Origin of the sequence: Planococcus sp. S3-L1, from assembly GCF_030063085.1 — a bacterium.
GTDB lineage: Bacteria > Bacillota > Bacilli > Bacillales_A > Planococcaceae > Planococcus > Planococcus kocurii.
Window position 1 is genome coordinate 120,221 of the sequence record NZ_JASISN010000003.1, and the last position, 25,860, is coordinate 146,080.

The window sequence follows — 25,860 nt, forward strand, 5'->3', positions numbered from 1 at the left end:
GGTTTACGTTCATGAACATTTATGTATTAGTAAAACGTACGTTTGACACAGAAGAGAAAATCGTCGTTTCAGGTGGACAAATCCAGGAAGACGGTGCGGAATTCATCATTAATCCTTACGATGAATACGCGATTGAAGAAGCCATCACAGTCCGCGATGCACACGGTGGAGAAGTAACGATCGTAACAATTGGTAATGAAGAAGCAGAAAAGCAACTGCGTACAGCACTTGCGATGGGCGCCGACAAAGCTGTATTGATTAATACAGAAGACGACGTTGAAGAAATGGATCAATTTACTTCTGCATACATATTGGCTGAGTATTTAAAGGACAAAGAAGCTGATTTGATTTTAGCAGGAAACGTAGCAATTGATGGCGGTTCTGGACAAGTCGGACCACGCGTTGCCGATTTACTTGGCATTAACTGTGTAACGACTATTACTAGCTTGAGCATTGATGGCGAAACTGTAACCATCGTTCGTGATATCGAAGGCGATGCAGAAGAATTAGAAACGTCACTGCCACTGTTAGTGACAGCTCAACAAGGGTTAAACGAGCCGCGTTATCCATCGCTTCCAGGAATTATGAAAGCGAAGAAAAAACCGCTTGAAGAACTGGAATTAGATGATTTAGATATCGAAGAAGACGACGTAGAAGCGAAAACAGAAACAATCGAAATCTACTTGCCACCGAAAAAAGCAGCTGGCCGTATTCTTGAAGGTGACATCTCAAACCAGGTAACAGAACTGGTTGGCTTACTACGTAACGAAGCAAAAGTTATTTAATGTAACTTGAAGTGACCGAGCATCTTAGTAAAAGATACAACGACAAGTTTGTTGATGATTTTAAGCGTTCGGTACGTTCATATCACGATAGCATTTTTTCACATCTACTTAGGGGGTAAACAGACTATGGCGAAGAAAGTATTAGTTTTAGGCGAAACGCGCGAAGGCGCATTACGTAATGTTTCATTTGAAGCAATTGCAGCTGCTAAGAAAATTTCTGGCAGCGGTGAAGTAGTAGGCGTTTTAATCGGAGATGCAGTCGCTGATTTTGGTGCTGAACTTGTGGCATATGGCGCAGACCGTGTCGTAACAGTTGAACATCCGCATTTGAAATCATATACATCTGACGGCTATGGTCAAGCTTTCATGGCAGTTGTCGAACAAGAAAAACCAGAAGGTCTCGTTTTTGGTCATACATCAGTTGGCAAAGACTTGGCACCCAAAATCGCTTCTAAATTACAAGCTGGCTTAATTTCAGATGTTACGGACATTGAAGGAGAAGGCGACGAAGCTGTATTTATCCGTCCGATTTTCTCTGGTAAAGCGTTTGAAAAAGTGAAACTAAAAGATGGCATTGACTTTATTACAGTGCGTTCGAACAATATTGCGCCACTTGAAAGACAAGAACGTTCAGGTGAAGTTAATTCGTTGACTGTGGATATTACAAACCTGCGCACGATTATTAAAAATGTTGTCCGCAAATCAACTGAAGGTGTCGATCTTTCGGAAGCGAAAGTTATCGTAGCTGGAGGCCGTGGCGTCAAGAGCACAGAAGGATTTGAACCTTTACAAGAATTAGCTAATCTTCTTGGTGGTGCAGTCGGTGCATCTCGCGGAGCTTGTGACGCAGATTATTGCGATTACTCACTTCAAATTGGACAAACAGGAAAAGTGGTAACACCTGACCTATATATCGCAGCTGGTATTTCTGGAGCTATCCAACATATGGCGGGGATGTCTAACTCGAAAGTCATCGTAGCAATCAACAAAGACCCAGAAGCAAATATTTTCAAAGTAGCAGATTACGGCATTGTCGGAGATTTGTTTGAAGTTATTCCCATGCTGACAGAAGAATTTAAGAAAGTAATGTAATTACAAAAAGTGGCTAATCGCTTACTTTTAAAACTTAAACAGGTGGCGAGAAAAAATTCGTCATCTGTTTTTGTCTGAGGATTTTTACTAATGAGTGGCTTCAAAAAGTAGCGACTGCTGTAGGAAAGCAACTGTTAGGACGGAAGCAATCTGTTTTCGTTTAGCTCAATGATCTGCTGGGTAATAGAGGAGTAGGCAAAAAAATAGCTAGTGTTTTTAACGCATGATATACTTTGAATATAGTTTGGTTAATCATAAGGAGGAATTATTCATGGCAATTGTACACGGTACAGATCAGAACTTTTCACAAGAAGTAGCAGAAGGACTCGTTTTAGTAGATTTTTGGGCAACTTGGTGCGGACCATGTAAAATGATCGCTCCTGTGCTAGAAGAATTGGACGCTGAAATGAGCGATAAAGTTAAAATCGTAAAAGTTGATGTGGATCAAAACCAAGAAACAGCTGGAAACTATGGCATCATGTCAATTCCAACTTTGTTATTGATGAAAGACGGCGAAACAGTTGATAAAGTAGTTGGTTTCCGACCAAAAGAAGCATTAGCTGAATTGGTTGAAAAACACGCATAATTCTTAACCGGGTCCAGTGATGGTACCCGGTTTTTTAATAGGGTGATAAAATGGCAAACGAATTGATTCGACACAAATTGGCAATATTGCCTGATCAACCAGGCTGTTATTTGATGAAAGATCGCCAGAATACGGTAATTTATGTAGGAAAGGCAAAAGTTCTCAAAAATCGTGTGCGTTCTTATTTTACGGGAAGTCATGATACCAAAACACAACGTTTGGTGAATGAAATAGAGGATTTTGAGTATATTATTACGTCTTCTGATAAAGAAGCATTAATTCTCGAATTGAACTTGATTAAAAAATACGATCCGAAGTATAACATTATGCTAAAAGATGATAAAAGCTATCCGTACTTAAAAATTACGGGAGAGCGTCATCCAAAGCTGATCACGACAAGACAAGTAAAAAAAGATAAAGGGAAATATTTTGGACCTTATCCTAACGCCTACGCAGCAGCAGAAACAAAAAAACTACTGGACCGCTTGTACCCGTTGCGGAAATGTCATACCATGCCTGACCGAGTATGTCTGTATTATCATTTAGGTCAATGTTTAGCACCGTGTGTTAAACCGGTTGAAAAAGAAACCTATCAAGAGATGATTGATGGCATTACAAAGTTTTTAAACGGTGGATTCCGTGAAGTTAAAGTGCAATTGGTCGCAAAAATGTCGGAAGCGGCAGAAAATCTGGAATTTGAACGCGCAAAAGAATACCGTGATCAAATTAATATGATTGAAACGGTGATGGAAAAACAAAAAATGGCGATGAATGATTTTACCAATCGCGATGTTTTTGCGTATGCTGTTGATAAAGGCTGGATGTGTGTGCAAGTCTTTTTTGTGCGACAAGGCAAACTAATTGAACGAGACGTATCGCTTTTCCCCTTGTACCGTGATCCGGAAGAGGAATTTTTAACGTATCTCGGGCAATTTTATGAAAAAGCCAACCATGTGAAACCGAGTGAAATTTTAATTCCTGAAGCGGATGATCCCGACATGTTAAAAGAATGGCTAGGCGTTCGTGTACTCGTTCCACAACGAGGCAAGAAAAAAGAGCTGGTGGCACTTGCTAAGAAAAATGCGGAAGTGGCCATTAAAGAAAAATTCCAATTGTTAGAGCGACAAGAAGAACGAACCATTGGCGCGTGTACAGATTTGGGTGAGGCGATGAATATTGAAGTGCCTCTTCGCATCGAAGCTTTTGATAACTCGCATATTCAAGGCGCTGATGCAGTATCTGCAATGATTACGTTTATTGATGGCAAGCCTTCTAAAAAAGACTACCGCAAATACAAGACTCGGAATGCGTCAAAGCCGGATGATTACGCGGCGATGCGAGAAGTTATCCGTCGACGTTATTCACGTGTATTGAAGGACGGTTTACCTTTACCTGACCTGGTTGTTATTGATGGAGGAAAAGGACAAATGGAGTCGGCACGTGAAATTTTAGAAGATGAACTCGGTTTATCTATCCCAATTGCGGGTCTAGCAAAAGACGCTAAGCACCAAACTTCTCAATTGCTGTATGGTTCACCTGCTGAAATTGTGCCACTAAAACGGACGAGTGAAGCTTTTTACTTGCTTCAACGGATTCAAGACGAAGTCCACCGTTTTGTTATTACGTTTCACCGTCAGTTACGTGGAAAAAATTCAATTCAATCAGCACTTGATGGGCTTGAAGGGGTTGGCCCCAAACGTAAGCAACAGCTACTGAAACATTTTGGTTCTGTTAAAAAAATCAAAGAAGCATCAGTAGAACAAATCCAACAGGCAGGAATGCCAGAAGCGCTAGCAATCTCTATTGAACAGCATTTTAAACAAGGCACATTGCCAAGCGAGTCGTAACATGGTATCGTAGAAGAATAAGTAAATCACTTGGAAAAGTGATGATAGAGGCGCGAACGTCAATAGTAAGCATCTGGAGATTTGCAGAATCTACGAAGGATGGTGAAAGGGACGGTCGCCGAAGTGTGCGTATGACTGCTATTACGCATGCTGGTTCTGCATTTAACAAGTGCTGAGCTGTCAGAGTCAATCTCTGGAGGGCTATCTCACATGGACGTTTTTTTCGTACATGATAAGAGGTAGTTTCCCGCGGTTGCGGGGAGCTACCTTTTTTTGTGTCTAGTGGCATGATCGCTAGTCATTTTGAGGGCCACATACTAAATGTGGGAGTGGATGGAATGAAAACGATCGTCATGAAATTTGGAGGAACTTCTGTCGCGACTCCAGAAAAAATTATCGGAGTTGCCAAACGAGCTATTCGTGAAAAACAAGCAGGCAAACGCGTAGTCATTGTTGTTTCGGCGATGGGTAAGACAACTGATACGTTGCTCGGATTAGCGGGAGAAATATCAGCGGAACCGCCAAAGCGAGAAATGGATATGTTACTGGCAACAGGTGAGCAAATTACGATTTCGTTATTGGCGATGGCTTTCAAGAAACTGGGTCATGAAGCTTTATCTTTTACTGGATGGCAGGCAGGAATTGAAACAGAATCCGTACCACGTAATGCACGCATCATTAAAATAAATACAGAACGTCTTGAACGTGTGTTGGAAAATGGTTATCTTTGTGTGGTTGCCGGTTTTCAAGGAGTGGATACAATTGGTAATATTACAACCCTTGGTCGCGGTGGATCGGATACGACTGCCGTTGCGCTTGCTGCAGCACTAAAAGCGGAAAAATGTGAGATTTATACAGATGTTAACGGTGTCTATACGTCAGATCCACGGTATGTAACAGGTGCACGCAAGTTACACCAAATTTCTTATGATGAAATGTTGGAACTTGCTAATCTCGGAGCGGGCGTACTACATCCGAGAGCGGTCGAATTCGCAAAAAACAATAAGGTACCATTATCTGTCAGAGCAAGTTATTCAGACGAGCCTGGCACAATCATACAAGAGGTGATCACTGTGGAGAAAAATTTAATCGTTAGAGGTGTGGCATTCGAACCAGGAATAGCGCGCGTAACTGTGAGTTACAAAAAGCCATTCAACGGATCTCTTGCTACTATTTTTACAAAGCTTGCTGAAAATCACATTGATGTAGATATTATTGTTCAAAGCATCAGTGATGAATTTCCACCGTCTGTCTCTTTTTCTATTAGCCAGGAAAGCCTTGAAGAAACACGCCGAGTTTTAACGGAAGCACAAGATGCCATTGGTTTTCTGACACTAAATGTAGAAGTCGGCTTATCGAAAGTGTCGATAGTAGGTTCAGGCATGGTATCGAATCCTGGAGTCGCAGCTCGGATGTTCGATATTTTAAGAAGCGAAGAAGTTCCGGTGAAGATGGTTAGTACCTCTGAAATAAAAATTTCAGTCGTTGTGCCAGAAGTAGATATGAACAAATCAGCGAATGCTTTACATGCAGCGTACGGATTGGCTGCGGTAGAAGTCCACTCATAAATAATGAATTCCTAATGTAATAAAAGCTAGTAAAAAAATTCACAAAATGTTCAAATTCTCAATGCTGATATAGTAATGATGTCTACACAGTGGTTTGTACTAGAATAGTTGGAAAGAGCGATTCTCAATTAGAGAATCGCTTTTTTGGGGGAATGCTGTTAAATCGATTCTATTTCGATACATTTCCTCTAGATAGAAGGTAATCGCCTGCGAAATCCATAAGCGCTATCGGTTTAAAGGAGTTATGTTGCCTTGACGCTCCTTGAGGGGGGGAGTACAATAAATATGTCATATTATTGTATCATGATGGTGCGTGGCTTCAGGTATAGTCATACGAATCGTCTATCTTGAACGCTACCAATTAATGTTTTGAGGGGGGTAAAATTTTGGATAACAATCGTGAATTTTTTATGCGTAGGCTGCACTCATTGTTGGGAATTATTCCTATCGGTATATTCTTAACGCAGCACCTAATTGTCAACCATTTTGCTACACAGGGGGAAGAGGCATTCAACAAGGCATCTTACTTTTTGGCACATCTTCCATTCGTCATTTTCCTGGAGATCTTTGTCATTTACCTGCCGATTTTGTATCATGCGTTCTACGGCCTATACATAGCGTTTACTGCGAAGAACAATCCTGGGCATTATAGCTATATGCGCAATATGTTGTTTGTTGCACAGCGCTATACTGGAGTCTTCCTAGTAGTCTTTATCGCTTGGCACATCTTTGAAACAAGATTCCAAGTTGCAATCGGAGCAGCTGCTGAAGCTGACTTTAACATGATGGCAAACATCTTAGACAACCCTTGGATGATGGCATTCTACATTGTTGGTGTAGTGGCAGCAACTTTCCACTTTGCAAATGGGCTTTGGTCGTTCCTTGTTACTTGGGGAATTACACAATCTGCAGCAGCACAAAAAAACGCAACTTATTTCACACTTCTAGTATTTATTGTGTTATCGGTTATTGGTATCAGAGCATTGTTTGCATTCGTTTAAGAATGTTTCAATCATTGGTGAACTAAAAGAGGAGTGAATACTAACATGGCGAAGGGCAAAATTACAATCGTCGGTGGTGGCCTTGCTGGCTTAATGGCAGCAATTAAAGTTGCAGAAGCAGGCTCTCCCGCTGATTTATTCTCAATCGTTCCAGTTAAGCGGTCCCACTCAGTATGTGCACAAGGCGGGATCAACGGAGCGGTTAATACAAAAGGTGAAGGGGATTCTCCAGACATCCACTTTGATGATACCGTTTACGGTGGAGACTTCCTAGCGAACCAGCGTCCCGTGAAAGCAATGGCAGATGCGGCACCTGGAATTATTCGGATGTTCGATCGGATGGGCGTTATGTTTAACCGTACGCCAGAAGGTCTATTGGACTTCCGTCGTTTTGGTGGAACAATGTACCACAGAACAGCGTTTGCTGGTGCCACAACGGGTCAACAACTATTATATGCACTAGATGAGCAAGTTCGTCGCTATGAAGTGGCTGGACTGATCACGAAATATGAAGGTTGGGAATTCCTCGGTCTTGTTCTTGATGAGCAAGGCGTTGGTAAAGGGATCACAGCTCAAAACATGACGACCATGGAAATTAAATCGTTCCGTGCGGATGCTGTTATCATGGCAACTGGCGGACCGGGAATTATTTTTGGGAAATCGACGAACTCTGTTATTAATACAGGTTCAGCGGCTTCTATCGTTTATCAACAAGGAGCTTATTACGCAAACGGCGAATTTATCCAAATTCACCCGACAGCGATTCCAGGAGACGATAAACTGCGCTTAATGTCAGAATCGGCTCGTGGAGAAGGTGGACGTATTTGGACTTACAAAGACGGCAAGCCTTGGTATTTCCTTGAAGAAAAGTATCCAGCATACGGAAACCTAGTACCGCGTGATATTGCAACGCGTGAAATTTTTGATGTGTGTGTCAACCAAAAACTCGGCATTAATGGCGAGAATATGGTGTACTTGGATCTTTCTCATAAAGACCCGAAAGAGCTTGACATCAAGTTGGGCGGAATCATCGAAATCTATGAGAAATTCACAGGTGATGATCCTCGTAAAGTACCGATGAAAATTTTCCCAGCTGTTCATTACTCAATGGGCGGACTATGGGTAGATGATCATCAAATGACAAGCATTCCGGGCGTTTTAGCAGCAGGCGAATGTGATTATTCTCAGCATGGGGGTAACCGTTTAGGTGCGAACTCCTTGCTGTCAGCGATTTATGGTGGTATGGTCGCAGGACCGAATGCTATTGAATACGTAAATGGCTTAGCTGTTCTTGCGGAAGACCTTCCTTCAGCGATCTATGATCAGCATGAAGCTGAGGAGCAACGCAAATGGGAAGAAATTTTGGCATTGAATGGTACAGAAAACGCTTACGTTCTGCACAAGGAATTAGGCGAGTGGATGACAGATAACGTAACTGTTGTACGCTATAATGATCGTTTACAGAAGACGGATGAGAAAATCCAAGAACTTCTTGAACGTTTCAATCAGATTAGCATTACAGATACGCAACTTTGGAGTAACCAAGGCGCGATGTTTACACGTCAATTGCGCAATATGCTTCATTTAGCTCGAGCAATCACAATCGGAGCGCTTATGCGCAACGAAAGTCGTGGAGCTCATTACAAACCGGATTTCCCGGAACGTAATGACGAGGAATTCTTGAAAACAACGATGGCTAAATTTAATGGCTTTGATGCACCAATCTTCCATTATGAAGAAGTCGACACATCGTTGATTCCACCGCGTAAACGTGATTATTCAGCAAAAGCATAATTATGAAGGGAGCTAATTTACCATGGGTGAAGCAGCAAAAACGGTAATATTTGAAATCGAACGCAGAAACTCTACGGATGAAGATTCGTATTGGGAAAAGTTCGAATTGCCATATAAGATGAACATGAATGTCATTTCGGCATTGATGGAAATTCGTCGTAACCCTGTCAACATGGAAGGGAAAAAAACCACTCCTGTAAACTGGGACATGAACTGTCTAGAAGAGGTTTGTGGCGCATGTTCAATGGTTATCAATGGCAAAGCACGTCAATCGTGTACGGCTTTGATTGATCAGTTAGAACAGCCAATCCGTCTTCAACCGATGAAAACATTCCCTGTTGTTCGTGACCTTGTCATTGACCGCAGTCGGATGTTCGATTCGTTGAAGAAAGTTAAAGCATGGGTGCCAATCGATGGTACGCATGACCTTGGAGATGGACCGCGTATGCCTGAGCGCAAGCGTCAATGGGCTTACGAACTATCTAAATGTATGACTTGCGGCGTATGTCTTGAAGCATGCCCGAACGTTAATGATAAATCCGATTTTATCGGAGCTGCACCACTGTCACAAGTTCGCTTGATGAACGCGCATCCAACAGGCTCTATGAACCGCGATGCTCGCTTGAATGCGATCATGGGTGAAGGTGGATTGGCAGGATGTGGTAACTCTCAAAACTGTGTGGAGTCTTGTCCAAAAGGAATTCCATTGACAACTTCAATCGCAGCACTAAACCGCGACACAACTGTACAAATGTTCCGTAACTTCTTCGGAAGCGACAGAATGGTTGACTAGTATTTAGTAAAAACCCCGCTGCGGCGGGGTTTTTAATTTGTCTAATTTTAATAGACCTGCCTTTCCATAAAAAATTTGGTATACTAATAAAATGAAACAGACAAGTAGATTTTGACTGGAGTGAGTAGTAGTAAAAAACGCTCCAGGCTGAACCCTTTAACAGGCTCATACAAGAGTGATGATCCTCGTGCTATTCAGTGCGTGGGAAAAATGTTCAAGTCATCAAATTATTTAGTGGAGGTTACTTATGACAGCGAATTACATTGGAAATTTGGAGGAGTGGAAGCAGGAATTTATCTTTTCTGCTCCGGTTCAAGTTCGTTTTTCTGAAACTGATATGTTTGGGCATGTTAATAACACCGTGCCGATTGCTTATTTTGAATTTGCCCGAATCGAATTTATGAAAGAAATGGGATTGATGCAGCGCTGGTTAAAAACGGGCAACGAGTTGTTTCCCGTCGTAGCAGATATGCAAGTAGATTTTGTTCAACAAGTATTTTTTGATGAAAAGTTAAAAGTTTACGTCAAAATAGCGCGCATCGGAACTTCTTCTGTCGATGTTCATTACTGGACTGTCAACGAAAAAGAGGAAACTTGTTTCACGGGAAGAGGAGCCATTGTCCAAATATCGAAACACACGGGAAAAGGTCACCCTTGGTCAGACCAAGAGATTGAAATGCTTCAGAGCAAGCAATTGATCAGTACAAAAAAATAAGGAGCTCTTGCTATATCAATAAAAAACCGTCACTATAGAAATAAGATAGGTTTTTCAAGGAGTGGGATTGATTAATGAATGAAGACAAGCAAAGCGTCAATCATGAATTGGAGCGCATCGCGTTCATGGAAAAAGAGCTACGTTATATTTCGGGGATTATTAAGCAAAAAGGTCGAGAGATTTTAAATTCCTATACGATCACCCCGCCTCAATTTGTCGCATTGCAGTGGCTATTTGAGCATGGGGATATGACCATTGGAGATTTATCGAATAAGATGTATTTAGCGTTCAGCACGACAACGGATTTAGTTGACCGTATGGAGAAAAATGAACTGGTTGTCCGTATTCGCGAAGAACAGGATCGTCGCGTTGTTCGTATAAAGTTGTTAAAAGAAGGCGAACGCGTCATTGAAGAAGTGATTCAAAAACGCCAGGAATACTTGAAAACCGTATTAGAGAATTTTACTCAAGACGAGGCTGTGAAATTTGCGGCGTTACTTGAAAAATTGCATACTAACATGAAATAGGATAGAGGCGATGAGTGTGAATGCGCCAATCGGAGTAATCGATTCAGGAGTCGGTGGACTTACCGTCGCAAAAGAGATAATGAAACTTTTGCCGAATGAGCAAATTTATTATATTGGGGATAACGCGCGATGCCCTTATGGTCCGCGTCCGCTGTCGGAAGTACGGACGTATACGTGGCAAATGGCCGATGCACTGATGAAGAAAAATATTAAAATGTTAGTTATCGCCTGCAATACGGCAACTGCAGCAGCGCTGTACTCTTTGCAGAAGAATTTGCCAATTCCTGTAATTGGTGTTATTTTTCCAGGGGCTCGTGCTGCCATTAAATCTTCAACAACTAAAAAAATTGCCGTTTTAGGCACGTTAGGAACAGTGCAAAGCGGAGCTTATGAAAAAGCAATTTTATCATTAGTTTCTTCTGCACACGTCGTACAACTTGCTTGTCCACGTTTTGTTCCTTTGGTAGAAAGTGATGAATACGAAGGTGAGTTTGCTCATCGAATTGTTCAAGATACATTAGCATCTATTGCCTATGAAGAGTTTGATACAGCAATTTTAGGATGTACGCATTATCCATTGTTACAAGGTTTTATTGAGGAAGTTCTTGGAGATACGGTGAACGTGTTGTCGTCAGCAGAAGAAACGGCCAAAGACGTCGAGCGATACTTGAGCTATAAACAGCAGTTTGCAAATTGGAACAAGCCGCCGGTGCATCGCTTTTATACATCGGGATCTACTCAGATTTTTGGCTCCATTATTCATAAATGGTTAGGCATTGAAAGACCCATGATCTATTCGATTCGATTTCCAAAAACCTGATAGCAGATGCTGTCAGGTTTTTGTCGTTATCAGCGAAATATGGTAAGCTATTTGAGCATATACAAGGAGGATTTTTATGACACGCATAGATAATAGACAAACTAACGAGTTGCGTCCTGTTTCAGTGGACGTAGACTATTTGATTCACCCAGAAGGTTCGGTATTAATCACGGTGGGACAGACGAAAGTAATCTGTACAGCGACGATTGAAGACAAAGTTCCAGGATTCTTGAGAGGTCAAGGCAAGGGCTGGATAACAGCAGAATATTCCATGCTGCCACGTGCAACGAACAGCCGAAACCGTCGTGAGGCTTCAGCTGGAAAAATTGGTGGACGGACAATGGAAATTCAGCGACTGATTGGTCGTGCATTGCGAGCTGTTGTGGATCTTGAGAAGCTAGGTGAGCGTACATTGTGGATCGATTGCGACGTAATCCAAGCAGATGGTGGAACGCGTACAGCATCGATTACAGGGGCATTTATCGCTATGACAATGGCTATTAGTAAGCTAGAGCTTCCGGCATTTCCAGTAACGGACTTTCTTGCTGCAACAAGTGTCGGCGTTACAGCTGAAAACGGATCCATTCTTGACTTGAATTACGTTGAGGATTCTAGCGCTGAAGTTGATATGAACCTAGTTATGACAGGGGCAGGTCATTTCGTGGAATTGCAAGGAACGGGAGAGGAGTCTACGTTTACACGTGCTCAACTCAACGAATTGCTGGACCTTGGAGAAGCAGGAATCCATCAATTGATTGCGATGCAGCGTAGCGCGCTAGGTGATATTGCTGCTCGTATTGGAGAAAAGGTCGTTGTGGAACAATGAAAAAAATTGTAATTGCAACTCAAAACAAAGGCAAAGCTAAAGATTTTGAAGCTTTGCTTGCCCCTCTTGGGTATAAAGTGTTGACTCTACTAGACGTAGCACAAGACCTGGATGTAGAAGAAACGGGTGTCACTTTTGAAGAAAACGCCATCTTAAAAGCAGAAGCCGTTTCGAAAGTATTAGGTATTCCTGTTATTTCCGATGATAGTGGATTAGAAATTGATGCATTGAACGGTGAACCAGGTGTCTATTCAGCACGCTATGCAGGTGCTGCTAAGAGCGATAGCGCAAATATTGATAAAGTGCTTGAGAAAATGTCTGGCGTGCCTGAAAACGGACGTACAGCACGTTTTCGTTGTGTGCTAGCGGTAGCAGCACCTAACGAGAAGACTGAAACGTTTTCGGGCTCTTGTGAAGGAATTATTCTTAGTACGCCTCAAGGCAATAATGGTTTTGGCTATGATCCCATTTTTTACGTTCCTGCACAAAGAAAAGCGATGGCTGAATTGTTGCCTCACGAAAAGGCTGCAATTTCCCATCGCGGCAATGCCTTGCGCGAGTTACAACAGCGCATGCCTAAGTGGTTAGATGAAGAAAAACAAAGCTGAATTCATTTATTTTAATGTTTTTTTAAAATAGCATTGACTTTTCTTCAAATCATTTCTATAATTAAAATTGTCTTTCAATAGAAAAGCAAAGCCGCAAGCGAAATCTTGTGCCACCGTCTAGTCTCTAAGAAAGCTTTCGTCTCAGTAGCTCAGCTGGATAGAGCAACGCCCTTCTAAGGCGTCGGTCGGGGGTTCGAATCCCTCCTGGGACATTATAGGAATGTACATAATTCGAACAAAACCTCCACATCGTTTATTAAACGGTGTGGAGGTTTTGTGTGTAGAAAAAGTATTAAGGACGCTCAACATGTCTGTTTGTAGGTCTATTGCCGACTCGAATAAATCTAATTTACAGAAAAAAAGTGAGAAATTAAGAATATGATACAATTGTATTCAACTATTTATCAATAATAAGGAGTGGCGAAAGTTTATGGAAACCAAAAGGCGTATTCGCCCCGAATTGGAAGGCTTGCGTACAATTGCGGCGATACTAGTAGCCATTTATCATATATGGTTTAATCGAGTTTCAGGTGGCGTAGATGTCTTTTTTGTTGTATCGGGATTTTTGATCACAACATCTTTATTGTCTATGTACCGGAAAAATGGCAAAGTATTGTACTTTTCTTATATTGTCAAACTGATGAAACGATTGTTGCCTACAGCTTGGCTAATTAGTATTACAACTTTAATTGCGGGTCTATACATATTGCCAGTGTTTACAAAGCAACAAACACTTAACGAATTTTTAGCTTCGGCGTTTTATTTTCAGAATTGGCGGCTTGCCATCGATTCTGTAGATTATTTGGCTCAGAACAACAGTGCTTCTCCGTTTCAGCATTTTTGGGCGTTGAGCATTCAATTTCAGTTTTACTTAGTTTGGTTATTGCTGTTTTTTGTGGCGATTACTTTATTAAGACTTTTCTCAAGCAATCACATTAAACGTATGCTGATCATCGTGATTTCGGTAGTTGCGATCGCATCTTTCGGCTATTCTGTTTACTTAACGATTGTCAATCAGCCAGTTGCTTATTACCATACCTTCACACGTGTATGGGAATTTGGAGTAGGTGGAATCCTTGCGTTAACCATTCATAAAATAGTGATTTCCTCACGTCTTTCCTGGGTTTTAGGGTGGATGGGGTTAATCGGATTGATTAGCTGCGGCATCGTCTTGCAAGTATCCCAGCTGTTCCCAGGTTACGCTGCATTATGGCCAGTGTTGTCCGCTGTCCTGATTATCGTTGCTGGGAATTATTCGACCCATTTCAGTGCTTTCCAATTGCTCAGCTGGAAGCCTTTAGTGAAATTCGGAAGTATTTCGTATGCGTTTTATTTGTGGCATTGGCCGCTCCTGATTTTCTATTATGCTTTGTTCGAGGTCGAAACCGTGTCACTTATAGGTGGATTGCTCATCATGACCGTCGCCGCGATTCTTGCTTATGTGACAATTTACGGCTTCGAAGTACCTGTTCGAAACATCCAACTGTCCCTTTGGAAAACAGCAAGTATCATTTTTGTTTTCTCAGGAGCTATATGGCTTTCAACATTTATCTACCAAGAAAGCTCTTTGGCATTACCTGTCGCTGACTCAGAAACATTAAGTGAGAGAATCAACGATCATCCAGGAGCAGCCGTTTATTTGGAGGATGGTCGCTTAACACCTCTAGCTGAATTTGATGAGCCGTTCATTCCGAGACTTGAAGTTGCAGAACAAGATCGATCGGTTATTTACGAAGAGCGTTGCATGGTAGGGAAAGTCACTACCGCAGCAAAGGTTTGTGAATATGGGGAGCTCATAGATTATGATTACACCATCGCTTTGGTCGGTGGATCTCATTCAGCCCACTGGCAACCCATGCTCGAAGAGTTGGCTAAAATGCATAACTTGAAAATTGTCACTTATCTCAAGAGCAGTTGTCGGTTTACAGAAGAGGACGTGCCCGGTTCTCCAGAATGTGCTGAGTGGTTCACAAACGTGAAAACAAAAATTGCGAAAGATACACCCGACCTTATTTTCACTGTGGGAAATGTAGGCAGCCAACAAGAGGAGTTTGACGAAGTTTCAGACGGCTTTATCGAAGCTTGGAAGTATTTTGAGAAACAAGACATTCCTTTATTTTTGGTGCGCGACACTCCTTGGTATAAACAACATGTTTTAACCTGCCTCAGTCAGAACGCAGATGAACCAGAACAGTGTAAAGCAAAACAAGAAGAAATTGTTAGAGACGTCAATCCGATAACGCAAGCTGATTATCTGCCGGAAACTGCTACAACCATTGATTTGACGGATTATTTCTGTGACGGTGAGTATTGTCATTACGTCGTCGGAAATGTTATTACTCATTTTGATGCCAATCACTTAACGGCTACGTTTTCTCGAAGTTTTGCGCCTGTTTTTGAAAAACCAATTCTCGAAGCCTTAGAAAAGTAATGTAGAAACGTTCATAAGCTACTAGCCTGTAAGAGGCTGGTAGCTTATTTTTCTTTGGTTGAAAAACTGCTGTACGAGCAGGCAGCGGAAACAAATAGTTAGTGAACAGAAGACCAAGCTGAGAGAGAGGATGGAAAGGATTTGTTTGCTTTTCTATTGTTTCTACTAGTTCCTACATGACGATTAATGAAACCAAACAGTAGTTAATGCGTAGTAATGCTAAGGAGGTGTTTCTGTGCCGACGTGTAAACATTGCAAAAACCAATGGACCTGGAAGCAATCAATGAAGGCATCATGGAAAATGAGTAGCTCGATGCGTTGCCCGTACTGTCTAAGTGACCAATACGCCACTGCAAAATCAAGGCGACGTACGATGATACTAAATTGGGTGATTTTATTGCCTTTGCCATTGTCTACACTTATGGATCTTTCGTTAACTTCTTCACTTCTTATGATGGTCGGATTGTTCGCTAGTGCTTTACTACTGATTCCCAAGTTTCTAGAGTTGAGCAATGAACATGAAGTTTTTTGGTGAAGTTAGATTGCCTGAGCAATGCTGAGGTTTTTATTTTCTGCGTAAAGGGAATATGATATGATGATGAAACACAAAAGAGGTGGTACTGTGCGAAAGAAATACCGGGAGTTGAAACGCAAAGGAAATGTCATTGTTTTTCCGACAACCGTCAATCGATTATTGTCAGAGGGTATGACGTTCCTAAAAGAAGAACAATACGAAGATGCTCGAGATAGCCTCTATCAGGTGCTGTCTTATGAACCTGATCATGCAGCCGCTTTAGGTGGTTATGCATATTGTCTCTATGAACTTGGAGAGTTTGTCGAAGCTTTAGAAGTGTGTAGGGAACTGTTGCAAATCGGTCCGATCCATTACTTGGAGACGATGGAGCTATACATAAGCATTTTAATGCAAGTCCGTGAATTTGAAGAAGCAGAAAAAATGATTGAAGTCTTAATAGAAGAAAAAGTTTTACCTGAAGAGCGACTTGAGCAGTTTCACCAATTGCGTGAACTGAATGAGCGGATTGCGGCGAATGTAGCGACTGAGAAAGTAGATGCATCGCTTTATGCTATTGAAAACTTTTTGGTGTTGCATCCTTCTGAGCAAGAACAGCTGATTTTAGCTTTGCCGACCACATCCTACCAGGCGTTAAAGAAAAAATTGCTAGCGATCATCGAGCACCCGGAAGCCGATTTATTGACGAAGACATACATATTATTTATGCTATTTCAAGAAAAAATTGAAGCACAAGTAAAAGTTCAAAAATTCCATTACACAGGCGTATTTAAAACCGAGAGTTTGCCCGATCCATTGAATAACAAGCGTATTAGGCAGATGACGAATCTCTTAGAAGATTCTTTGGCAAAAGATCCGACGCGACTTGAACTGGTTAAAGAATTATTCGAACGTCATATCTATCTCTTGTATCCATTCGTTTGGGATGATTTTAAGGTAGAAGAAGTTGTACAGGCGTATATGGATTATACTGAAGGTTTGTTCAATGGAAAGACGTCATTTAATGAAGATGAAAAGCTACTGGAACTGATTCAGCAAGCGGAACTGTGGTTTGAGATGCGTAATGGGTAGAAATAGTTGAACCTGACAGCATGTGTGCTATAATATGTAGGTTGTCAAAATTCGTATAAAACGTAAAATGACTTTTTAGAAAATGTTTGGAGGGCTTATAATATGTCAGCAAAATGGGAAAAACAAGAAGGTAACACAGGAGTATTAACAGTTGAGGTTCCTGCAGAAGAAGTAAACGCCGGTCTTGATAAAGCGTTTAAGAAAGTTGTTAAAGAAATCAACGTACCAGGTTTCCGTAAAGGGAAAATGCCTCGTCAAATGTTCGAAAAACGTTTCGGTGCAGAATCACTTTACCAAGATGCATTAGACTTCATCTTACCGGACGCCTATGCAAATGCAGTTGAAGAAGCAGGAATCAACCCAGTTGACCGTCCTGAAATCGACATCGAAACAATCGAAAAAAACCAGCCGCTAGTGTTTACAGCTAAAGTAGTTGTAAAGCCGATTGCTGAGCTTGGTGAATACAAAGGTCTTGAAGTATCAAAACCTGATACGGAAGTAACGGATGAAGATATCGAAAACCAATTGAAAGAAAACCAAGAACGTTTAGCTGAGTTGACTGTCAAAGAAGACGAAGCGATCGTTGAAGGCGATACAGCTGTAATTGACTTTGAAGGATTCGTTGACGGAGAAGTATTTGAAGGCGGACAAGGAAATGATTATTCTCTTGAAATCGGTTCAAACTCATTCATTCCAGGATTCGAAGAACAATTGGTAGGTGTGAAGTCTGGAGAAGAAAAAGACGTTGAAGTTACTTTCCCAGAAGAATACCATGCTGCTGAGCTTGCAGGAAAAGCTGCAACGTTCAAAGTTAAAGTAAGTGAAGTTAAAGGAAAAGAACTTCCTGAGCTTAACGACGAACTAGCTAAAGAAATCGATCCTGAAGTTGAAAGCCTAGAAGCACTTCGCACAAAAATGAAAGAAAGCTTAGTTGCTGAGAAAAAATCAGCTGCTGATGCAAAACTTCGTGACGAATTGGTTCAAAAAGCTGCTGAAAACGCAACAATTGATATTCCTCATGCAATGATCCATTCAGAAATGGACCGTATGATGAGTGATTTCGAACAGCGTTTGACTCAGCAAGGCATGAACCTTGAATTGTACTTCCAATTCTCAGGTCAAGACGAAGCTGCACTTCGTGAGCAAATGCACGGTGATGCTGAAACACGTGTACGCGTTTCATTAACACTTGAAGCAATTGCTGAAGCTGAAAACATGAAAGTTACTTCAGAAGATATCGATAAAGAGCTTGAAAAAATGGCTGGTCAATTCAACATGGACATTGAGCAGATCAAAACAGCTTTAGGTGGAACTGAAATGCTTGAAAATGATATCCGCATGCAGAACACAGTTGAGTTCCTAGTGGACAACGCTAAAATTTCTGAATAACACATAAGTAAAAAATAAGTAATAAGAGAAACAAGGTGCGGAGACGCACCTTGTTTTCCACTACATAGAACACCGATTTCACAGAGATGAATCCGCTGAATTGACGATAGATCCAATTAGTTGCTACAATTACGATAATCTTGTAAGATAATGGCTTGAATAGGGGTGAATACATTGTTCAAATTCAATGACGAAAAAGAGCATTTAAAATGTTCGTTTTGTGGCAAACCACAAGAGCAGGTTCGTAAACTGGTCGCGGGACCAGGTGTTTATATTTGTGACGAATGTATTGAGCTTTGTACGGAAATCGTAGAAGAAGAGCTTGGTACAGATGAAGAAGTAGAATTCAAAGAAGTGCCTAAGCCAAAAGAAATCTTAGACATTTTGAATGGCTACGTAATTGGCCAAGAAAAAGCCAAAAAATCACTAGCTGTAGCGGTTTATAATCACTACAAACGCGTGAACTCTAATAGCAAGATTGATGATGTTGAATTATCGAAATCCAATATTGTTTTAATCGGACCAACAGGAAGCGGTAAAACGTTACTGGCACAAACGTTAGCGCGTATTCTAAATGTACCGTTTGCAATTGCAGACGCCACTTCATTAACAGAAGCAGGTTATGTCGGTGAAGACGTGGAAAACATTCTTTTGAAGCTAATTCAAGCTGCAGATTATGATGTTGAACGCGCAGAAAAAGGAATCATTTATATCGATGAGATCGATAAAGTGGCACGTAAATCTGAAAATGCATCGATCACACGTGATGTATCGGGTGAAGGCGTGCAGCAGGCCCTTCTGAAAATTTTAGAAGGCACAACTGCAAGCGTACCTCCACAAGGCGGACGTAAGCATCCTCATCAAGAATTTATCCAAATCGATACGACGAATGTATTGTTCATCGTAGGTGGTGCATTTGACGGAGTCGATCAAATTATTAAACGCCGTCTTGGCAATAAAATCATCGGTTTTGGTGCAGATCCGAACAAAGAGGAAATGGATGAGAAATCATTGCTTAGTCAATTGATTCCTGAAGATTTGTTGAAGTTCGGTTTGATTCCTGAATTTATCGGTCGTTTGCCTGTATTGGCAAGCCTTGAGCAATTGGATGAAAAAGCGCTAGTCCAGATTTTGACTGAGCCTAAAAATGCATTGATCAAGCAATACCAAAAAATGATGGAGCTTGATGGCGTCAAATTAACGTTTGAGCCTGAAGCACTTGTTGAAATTGCGAAACTTGCAATTGAGCGCAAAACCGGTGCACGTGGACTACGCTCAATTATCGAAAACACGATGCTTGAAGTCATGTTCGACTTGCCTTCACGTGAAGACATTGTTGAATGCATCATTACAAAAGAAACTGTTGCGGACAGCGTGCAACCTAAACTTATCTTAGAAGATGGTTCAGAGTACGTTAACGACAACGATGAGAAAACATCCGCATAATGAGTGGAACTCCACACAGTGCGCAAACTTGCTGAGTGGTGGATAGACCAATCAAAAGGATGATACGGGCTGACTCTGATCGTGCGAATCCGCGCGTTCTGAGTTAGCCTGTTTTTTATTAGAAAAGCGAAAGTGACCGTTTAGCTCCGACAGGCATAAGACGATCTGGCGAAGCGGCGTTCTTTGCCACACAGGCAGAGTGGCTTATGACCCGAGGAGCTGGTCACTTGAGCTGGACAAAGAAAAGTGAAAGTGACCGTTTAGCTCCGACAGGCATAAGACGATCTGACGAAGCGGCGTTCTTTGCCGCACAGGCAGAGTGGCTTATGACCCGAGGAGCCTAAGTGGAGCTAGACAACAACGATAGCAGCTATCAGGTTAGGTGTTATCCACTCACATTGAAAATATCCCCGGAGGTGACTTGCCACATGGCTAAGAGAAAAGTAACAAAACGTGTACCCTTACTACCATTACGCGGACTTCTTGTATTTCCGACAATGGTGCTACATATAGATGTCGGTCGAGAGCAATCCGTAGCTGCACTGGAACAAGCATTGTTAGAGGATAATATTGTTTTTTTAGCAACTCAAAAAGACATGAGTATAGAACAACCTAAAAGAGCCGATCTTCATAAAATTGGAACATTGGCTTACGTTAAACAAATGTTGAAATTACCAAATGGCACGATTCGTGTTTTGGTAGAAGGCTTGGAACGTGGCCAATTAAAAAATTACGAAGAAACGGAAGCCTGTACAATTGTTGAAGTAACACCTTTTGCTGATGAAACAGAAAGAGATGCAGAACAAGATGCGCTTATGCGTTTGCTATTAGAGCATTTTGAGAATTACGTCAAAAGCTCGAAAAAAGTTAGTACAGAAGCATACAACACGGTAGCTGATATTGAAGAGCCAGGTCGCTTAGCAGATATGGTTGCTTCTCACCTTTCGATGAAAGTATCGACCAAGCAGGAAATACTGGAAACTTTTGATGTTAGTAAACGATTAGAGCTACTTATTACTCGGTTACACAGCGAACAAGAAGTAGTCGATCTTGAAAAAAAGATTAATCTGCGTGTAAAAAAAGCAATGGAACAAACACAAAAAGAATTTTATTTGCGTGAGCAGATGAAAGCCATTCAAACCGAACTGGGTGATAAAGACGGCAAATCAGCTGAAGTAGTTGATTTGAAAAAGCGGATTGAAGAAGCGGAAATGCCGGAATCTACTGAAAAAATAGCGTTAAAAGAACTTGATCGTTACGAGAAGCTGCCTTCTGCTGCTGCAGAAAGTGGAATTATTCGTAACTATATTGAGTGGCTAGTGACAATCCCATGGTCAGAAGCAACGGAAGACCGTTTGGATATTAAGTATGCAGAAAAAGTATTAGATCGTGATCATGATGGCTTAGAAAGTGTCAAAGAACGCGTTTTGGAGTATTTGGCTGTTCAACAAATGACCAATTCCTTGCGTGGACCGATCCTTTGTCTTGTCGGGCCTCCAGGTGTCGGGAAAACGTCTCTCGCAAAATCGATTGCCGAATCACTAGACCGCAACTTTGTTCGTGTATCGCTTGGTGGCGTTCGTGATGAATCGGAAATCCGTGGCCATCGTCGTACGTATGTCGGTGCAATGCCAGGACGAGTTATTCAAGGGATGAAAAAAGCAGGAACCGTAAATCCTGTTTTCCTATTAGACGAAATTGATAAAATGTCGAATGATTTCCGTGGCGATCCGTCTTCTGCGATGTTAGAAGTACTTGATCCAGAACAGAACAATTCGTTTAGCGACCATTATATTGAAGAAACTTATGATCTTTCTAACGTGCTTTTTATTGCGACAGCCAATGATTTAGGGTCAATTCCTGGACCGCTGCGTGATCGCATGGAAGTTATTTCGATTGCTGGTTATACAGAAGTTGAAAAACAGATGATTGCCAAAAATCATTTAGCACCAAAGCAATTAAAAGAACATGGTTTATCAATCGAGCAATTGCAGTTTAAAGATGACGCGTTGCTGAACATCGTTCGTTATTACACGCGCGAAGCAGGTGTCCGTGGACTAGAACGTCAAATCGCTTCTATTTGTCGCAAAGTGACGAAACAAATTATTTCAAAAGAAAAAGAACAGGTAGTTGTTGGAGAAGCAGAGGTCGAGGCGTATCTAGGAAAACGTAAATTCCGTTACGGCATGGCAGAGACGGAAAACCAAATCGGCGTTGCAACGGGACTTGCTTACACGACTGTCGGTGGAGATACTCTTCAAATTGAAGTTTCTTTGTCATCAGGAAAAGGAAAGCTGCAATTGACGGGTAAACTAGGTGATGTCATGAAAGAATCTGCGCAGACGGCATTATCTTTTGTTCGAGCGCGAGCAGAATCTCTTGGTATCGATCCGAATTTCCATGAGTCACATGATATTCACATCCACGTTCCAGAAGGCGCTGTTCCTAAAGACGGGCCTTCAGCAGGTATTACCATTGCGACAGCTTTGGTTTCTGCTTTGACAAAGCGTCCGGTTCGACGTGAAGTCGGCATGACGGGTGAAATCACACTTCGTGGTCGCGTCCTGCCAATCGGTGGAATTAAAGAAAAAACCTTGAGTGCACATCGTGCTGGCTTAAAGACCATCATTTTGCCACTCGACAACGAGCGAGACCTGGAAGATATACCAGAGACAATCCGTGAAGAGTTGACTTTTAAATTGGTCTCTCAAGCAGATGAGGCATTGGAAATTGCCTTAGAAGGAGAAAATGAATGAAAGTTAATCATGTAGAATTAGTAATTAGTGCCGTTCGTCCGGATCAGTATCCAGAAGATGGGTTGCCGGAATTTGCTTTAGCCGGACGATCGAATGTCGGAAAATCGTCTTTTATCAACAAAATGATTGGTCGCAAGAGCATGGCACGCATTTCATCTAAACCGGGTAAAACACAAACATTGAACTTTTACAAAATTGAAGAAAAATTGTTTTATGTTGACGTTCCAGGATACGGGTATGCGAAAGTGTCGAAAAGTGAACGCGAGGCATGGGGCAAGATGATTGAACGTTACATCACGAATCGCGAGCCATTGCGCGCAGTTATCCAAATCGTTGACTTGCGCCATCCACCAAGCAGAGACGATATCGCGATGTATGAGTTCATGAAACATTTTGAAATTCCGTGTATCATTATCGCAACCAAGGCAGACAAAATTCCAAAAGGCAAATGGGACAAGCATAAGAAAATTGTCCGCACGACGCTGGATATGGATAAAAATGATCCGCTTATTATCTTTTCATCGGAAACGGGACTGGGTAAAGACCAAGCGTGGTTGGAAATCGAAAGCAGAATGTAAAAAAGTGCAGCCCTTGGGCTGCGCTTTTTTATTATGTAGGTTGATCATTCCTGCTACTTGTCGCCATTCCGCGAAGCTGCTTCACTTCACTTGCTGTGGGAGTCATGCCCAAAGCGGTATAGAAAAATTGGTTTCTATACTTCAACTTATCTAGTAAATCTCAATGCAATCACGGACTTTGTGCGTCAAAGGCTGCTTCATTCAACTTGTAGTTAACAGTCAATTCCGACTAAGAGCGTTATACTTGTAGACACGAAATTCCTTTGCTAGTATTAGTTTATAATAATTATAAAGAAGCAATAGCGTCATGTCTTGTTCACAAATTTAAAGGCATAAATAAGCTGAAAAGTGATATAATGAATGTAGATGAAATAATGAACGTGAAAGGTGTTTTGTACCCATGCACACATTAGTAGTTGGGGTGAATTATCGTTCTGCACCCGTGGAGATACGCGAAAAGCTATCATTTATTGAAGCGGATCTGCCACAGGCGATGCAGGCGTTAAAAGAGCAAAAAAGTATATTGGAGAACGTCATCGTTTCCACTTGCAACCGAACGGAAATATATGCGGTCGTGGACCAGCTTCATACGGGAAAATATTACGTGAAGCAATTCCTCGCCGATTATTTTGGTTTTTCGCAAGAAGCGATTTCTCCTTATTTATTTGTCCATGAACAGGATGAGGCGATTGAACACTTATTCCGCGTTACTGCAGGCATCGATTCGATGGTATTAGGTGAAACGCAAATTCTCGGACAAGTAAAAAGTAGTTTTCTTGCAGGGCAACAGCATGGAACGACAGGCACGCTATTTAACCAATTGTTCAAGCAAGCTGTAACCTTGGCGAAACGAGCGCATTCTGAGACAGCTATTGGTGAAAATGCCGTATCCGTGTCTTACGCAGCAGTTGAACTAGGCAAGAAGATTTTTGGCACGCTTAAAAACAAGCATGTTGTTATTTTAGGCGCCGGTAAAATGGGCGAATTGGCCATTAAAAACTTGCAAGGCAGCGGTGCAAACCGCGTAACTGTTATCAACCGGACATTTGAAAAGGCTGAACTATTGGCGGATAAATTTGGTGGCAATGCAAAACCGTTAAACCAATTGCAATGCGCTTTATTAGAAGCAGACATTTTAATTTCTTCGACGGGATCGGCAGATTTTGTCATTGACCTGGAGCTAATGGAATTTGTAGAGAAACTTCGTAAAGGCAAACCTTTGTTTATGGTAGATATTGCCGTTCCGCGTGATATGGACCCGCGTATCAGTGATTTGCCGAATGTCTTTTTATATGATATTGACGACATGCAAGGAATTGTTGAAGCGAATTTAGCAGAGCGTGAACGCGCAGCTGGTGAAATTATGACGATGATTAATCAGGAATCTCTGCAGTTTAACGACTGGCTAACGACGCTTGGTGTTGTTCCGGTGATTTCTGCCCTTCGTCAAAAAGCGCTTGGCATTCAAGCGGAAACGATGGCGAGCATTGAAAACAAAATGCCTGATTTAACAGATCGTGAAAAGAAAATTCTCAACAAGCATACGAAATCGATTATCAATCAATTATTAAAAGATCCAATTTTGCAGGCTAAGGAAATGGGCGGTGCGCCCAAATCCCGTGAGCAGCTGGAGCTATTCATGCAAATCTTTGGAATTGAAGAAGAAGTTGAAAAAGAAATAGAAAAGCAGTCGAAAGCACCACAACAAAAAACGGATAAAGCCGTTCTTCAAACTCAGCAATCAACAACAGAAACTCCCGGATATTCATTTTAAGCTTTCTAAAAGAGGCGTTTTCGAATCTATATGTTAAAATGTAGAGACGGAACGCCTTTAACTATGGAGATGAAGGGGAATGGGATGGCTGATATAACAATGGCAAGGCTGCATGAAGCTATGGTTATTCTATATGCTGTCAGCCTTGTTTTTTATTTTATAGATTACTTATATAAAGAAAAGAAAGCCAGTCGGATTGCGATGACGCTGCTCGGCATTGTTTGGGCTTTGCAAACCCTATTTCTAGGACTGTACATTTTCGAAACGCAACGCTTTCCAATATTGACCTTGTTTGAAGGCATTTATTTTTATGCCTGGTTATTGGTGACGTTGTCGATTGTTCTCAGGATGTTCTACCGCTTTGATTTTGCGGTGTTTTTCATTAATGTGATTGGCTTTATTTTCATGACAATCCACACGTTTGCACCGGTTCAAATCGAGCGTTCACCGGTAGGAGAAACGCTTGTTTCGGAATTATTATTCATCCATATTAGTTTTGCCATTTTGTCCTATGTTGCTTTTTCGCTGTCGTTTGTTTTTGCGGCACTGCATATGATTTTATACAGAATGTTGAAAAAGAAAAAATGGACAAAGCAATGGGCAAATTTGCCGTCACTTGGCCAAACACAGCAATTTATGACCATTTCTATTTTGGTTGGTATTTCGCTTTTATTCGTGTCACTCGTATTGGGTCTGCAATGGGCGTATATTTCGTTGTCAGAGTTTTCATTGCTCGACATGAAGATTGTAGGATCGTTTATTTTACTAGTAGTGTATAGCTTTATACTCTGGTGGCATCGCAAAGGCTCGTTAAACGGAATGAATTATGCGTTGGCGCATGTCTATGCATTTTTATTGTTGCTCATTAATTTCTTTTTGGGTAGCCGGTTATCTGAATTTCATTTTTGGTATTAAAGAAAG

At 41.5% G+C, this 25,860-nt stretch carries 22 protein-coding genes, 1 tRNA gene and 1 riboswitch; all 23 genes read left to right on the forward strand.

Annotated elements, in window-relative coordinates:
* Positions 1–11: 11 nt before the first annotated feature.
* On the forward strand, positions 12–785 hold the full coding sequence (locus QMF37_RS04565; protein WP_283476835.1) for an electron transfer flavoprotein subunit beta/FixA family protein: 774 nt from the start codon (positions 12–14) through the stop codon (positions 783–785).
* Positions 786–911: 126 nt separating this feature from the next.
* Positions 912–1,877 (forward strand): electron transfer flavoprotein subunit alpha/FixB family protein, encoded by a 966-nt coding sequence (locus QMF37_RS04570; protein ID WP_283476837.1) that lies wholly within the window; start codon positions 912–914, stop codon positions 1,875–1,877.
* A 271-nt stretch (positions 1,878–2,148) separates the two neighbouring features.
* Complete coding sequence (gene trxA, locus QMF37_RS04575) at positions 2,149–2,463, forward strand: thioredoxin (RefSeq protein ID WP_149456309.1); 315 nt, start codon at positions 2,149–2,151, stop codon at positions 2,461–2,463.
* 50 nt (positions 2,464–2,513) lie between these two features.
* On the forward strand, positions 2,514–4,310 hold the full coding sequence (gene uvrC / locus QMF37_RS04580) for an excinuclease ABC subunit UvrC (protein ID WP_283476840.1): 1,797 nt from the start codon (positions 2,514–2,516) through the stop codon (positions 4,308–4,310).
* 37 nt (positions 4,311–4,347) lie between these two features.
* A riboswitch (Lysine riboswitch) is annotated at positions 4,348–4,522 on the forward strand.
* A 126-nt stretch (positions 4,523–4,648) separates the two neighbouring features.
* The gene (locus QMF37_RS04585) at positions 4,649–5,878 is read left to right on the forward strand and encodes an aspartate kinase (RefSeq protein ID WP_283476841.1); all 1,230 of its coding nucleotides are present in this window, start codon (positions 4,649–4,651) and stop codon (positions 5,876–5,878) included.
* A 386-nt stretch (positions 5,879–6,264) separates the two neighbouring features.
* Positions 6,265–6,879 carry a succinate dehydrogenase cytochrome b558 subunit gene (locus QMF37_RS04590; RefSeq protein WP_058385678.1) on the forward strand — a complete coding sequence of 205 codons (615 nt, stop codon included), beginning with the start codon at positions 6,265–6,267 and terminating at the stop codon, positions 6,877–6,879.
* 45 nt (positions 6,880–6,924) lie between these two features.
* The gene (gene sdhA, locus QMF37_RS04595; RefSeq protein ID WP_078080309.1) at positions 6,925–8,673 is read left to right on the forward strand and encodes a succinate dehydrogenase flavoprotein subunit; all 1,749 of its coding nucleotides are present in this window, start codon (positions 6,925–6,927) and stop codon (positions 8,671–8,673) included.
* A gap of 22 nt (positions 8,674–8,695) precedes the next feature.
* Positions 8,696–9,466 carry a succinate dehydrogenase iron-sulfur subunit gene (gene sdhB, locus QMF37_RS04600; protein WP_058385676.1) on the forward strand — a complete coding sequence of 257 codons (771 nt, stop codon included), beginning with the start codon at positions 8,696–8,698 and terminating at the stop codon, positions 9,464–9,466.
* Between the two features lie 247 nt (positions 9,467–9,713).
* Entirely contained in the window at positions 9,714–10,181 is a 468-nt protein-coding gene (locus tag QMF37_RS04605; protein WP_283476848.1) for an acyl-CoA thioesterase, read from the forward strand.
* 74 nt (positions 10,182–10,255) lie between these two features.
* The gene (locus QMF37_RS04610) at positions 10,256–10,708 is read left to right on the forward strand and encodes a MarR family winged helix-turn-helix transcriptional regulator (protein WP_058385674.1); all 453 of its coding nucleotides are present in this window, start codon (positions 10,256–10,258) and stop codon (positions 10,706–10,708) included.
* 16 nt (positions 10,709–10,724) lie between these two features.
* Positions 10,725–11,528, forward strand: coding sequence for a glutamate racemase (gene racE, locus QMF37_RS04615; RefSeq protein WP_058385673.1), 804 nt, complete (start codon positions 10,725–10,727; stop codon positions 11,526–11,528).
* A gap of 76 nt (positions 11,529–11,604) precedes the next feature.
* Positions 11,605–12,354, forward strand: a complete 750-nt coding sequence (rph, locus tag QMF37_RS04620; protein ID WP_058385672.1) for a ribonuclease PH — start codon at positions 11,605–11,607, stop codon at positions 12,352–12,354.
* The gene (locus QMF37_RS04625) at positions 12,351–12,962 is read left to right on the forward strand and encodes an XTP/dITP diphosphatase (protein ID WP_283476852.1); all 612 of its coding nucleotides are present in this window, start codon (positions 12,351–12,353) and stop codon (positions 12,960–12,962) included. The genes rph and QMF37_RS04625 overlap by 4 nt, the downstream gene beginning before the upstream one ends.
* Before the next feature lie 138 nt (positions 12,963–13,100).
* Positions 13,101–13,174: transfer RNA gene (locus tag QMF37_RS04630), tRNA-Arg, on the forward strand.
* A 218-nt stretch (positions 13,175–13,392) separates the two neighbouring features.
* On the forward strand, positions 13,393–15,393 hold the full coding sequence (locus tag QMF37_RS04635; protein WP_283476854.1) for an acyltransferase family protein: 2,001 nt from the start codon (positions 13,393–13,395) through the stop codon (positions 15,391–15,393).
* Positions 15,394–15,628: 235 nt separating this feature from the next.
* Positions 15,629–15,928, forward strand: a complete 300-nt coding sequence (locus QMF37_RS04640) for a TIGR04104 family putative zinc finger protein (RefSeq protein WP_078080312.1) — start codon at positions 15,629–15,631, stop codon at positions 15,926–15,928.
* A 57-nt stretch (positions 15,929–15,985) separates the two neighbouring features.
* A complete protein-coding gene (locus tag QMF37_RS04645; protein ID WP_262499771.1) occupies positions 15,986–16,996 on the forward strand; it encodes a tetratricopeptide repeat protein in 1,011 nt (336 codons plus the stop codon).
* A gap of 102 nt (positions 16,997–17,098) precedes the next feature.
* Positions 17,099–18,385 (forward strand): trigger factor, encoded by a 1,287-nt coding sequence (gene tig / locus QMF37_RS04650; protein ID WP_058385668.1) that lies wholly within the window; start codon positions 17,099–17,101, stop codon positions 18,383–18,385.
* Positions 18,386–18,559: 174 nt separating this feature from the next.
* Entirely contained in the window at positions 18,560–19,831 is a 1,272-nt protein-coding gene (gene clpX, locus QMF37_RS04655; RefSeq protein WP_058385667.1) for an ATP-dependent protease ATP-binding subunit ClpX, read from the forward strand.
* A gap of 428 nt (positions 19,832–20,259) precedes the next feature.
* On the forward strand, positions 20,260–22,587 hold the full coding sequence (lon, locus tag QMF37_RS04660; protein WP_058385665.1) for an endopeptidase La: 2,328 nt from the start codon (positions 20,260–20,262) through the stop codon (positions 22,585–22,587).
* Positions 22,584–23,165, forward strand: a complete 582-nt coding sequence (yihA, locus tag QMF37_RS04665) for a ribosome biogenesis GTP-binding protein YihA/YsxC (RefSeq protein WP_058385664.1) — start codon at positions 22,584–22,586, stop codon at positions 23,163–23,165. Before lon ends, yihA begins: the two co-directional genes overlap by 4 nt.
* 400 nt (positions 23,166–23,565) lie before the next feature.
* Entirely contained in the window at positions 23,566–24,939 is a 1,374-nt protein-coding gene (gene hemA / locus QMF37_RS04670) for a glutamyl-tRNA reductase (protein ID WP_283476866.1), read from the forward strand.
* Positions 24,940–25,023: 84 nt separating this feature from the next.
* Complete coding sequence (locus QMF37_RS04675) at positions 25,024–25,854, forward strand: cytochrome C assembly family protein (protein WP_071154328.1); 831 nt, start codon at positions 25,024–25,026, stop codon at positions 25,852–25,854.
* Positions 25,855–25,860: the final 6 nt, after the last annotated feature.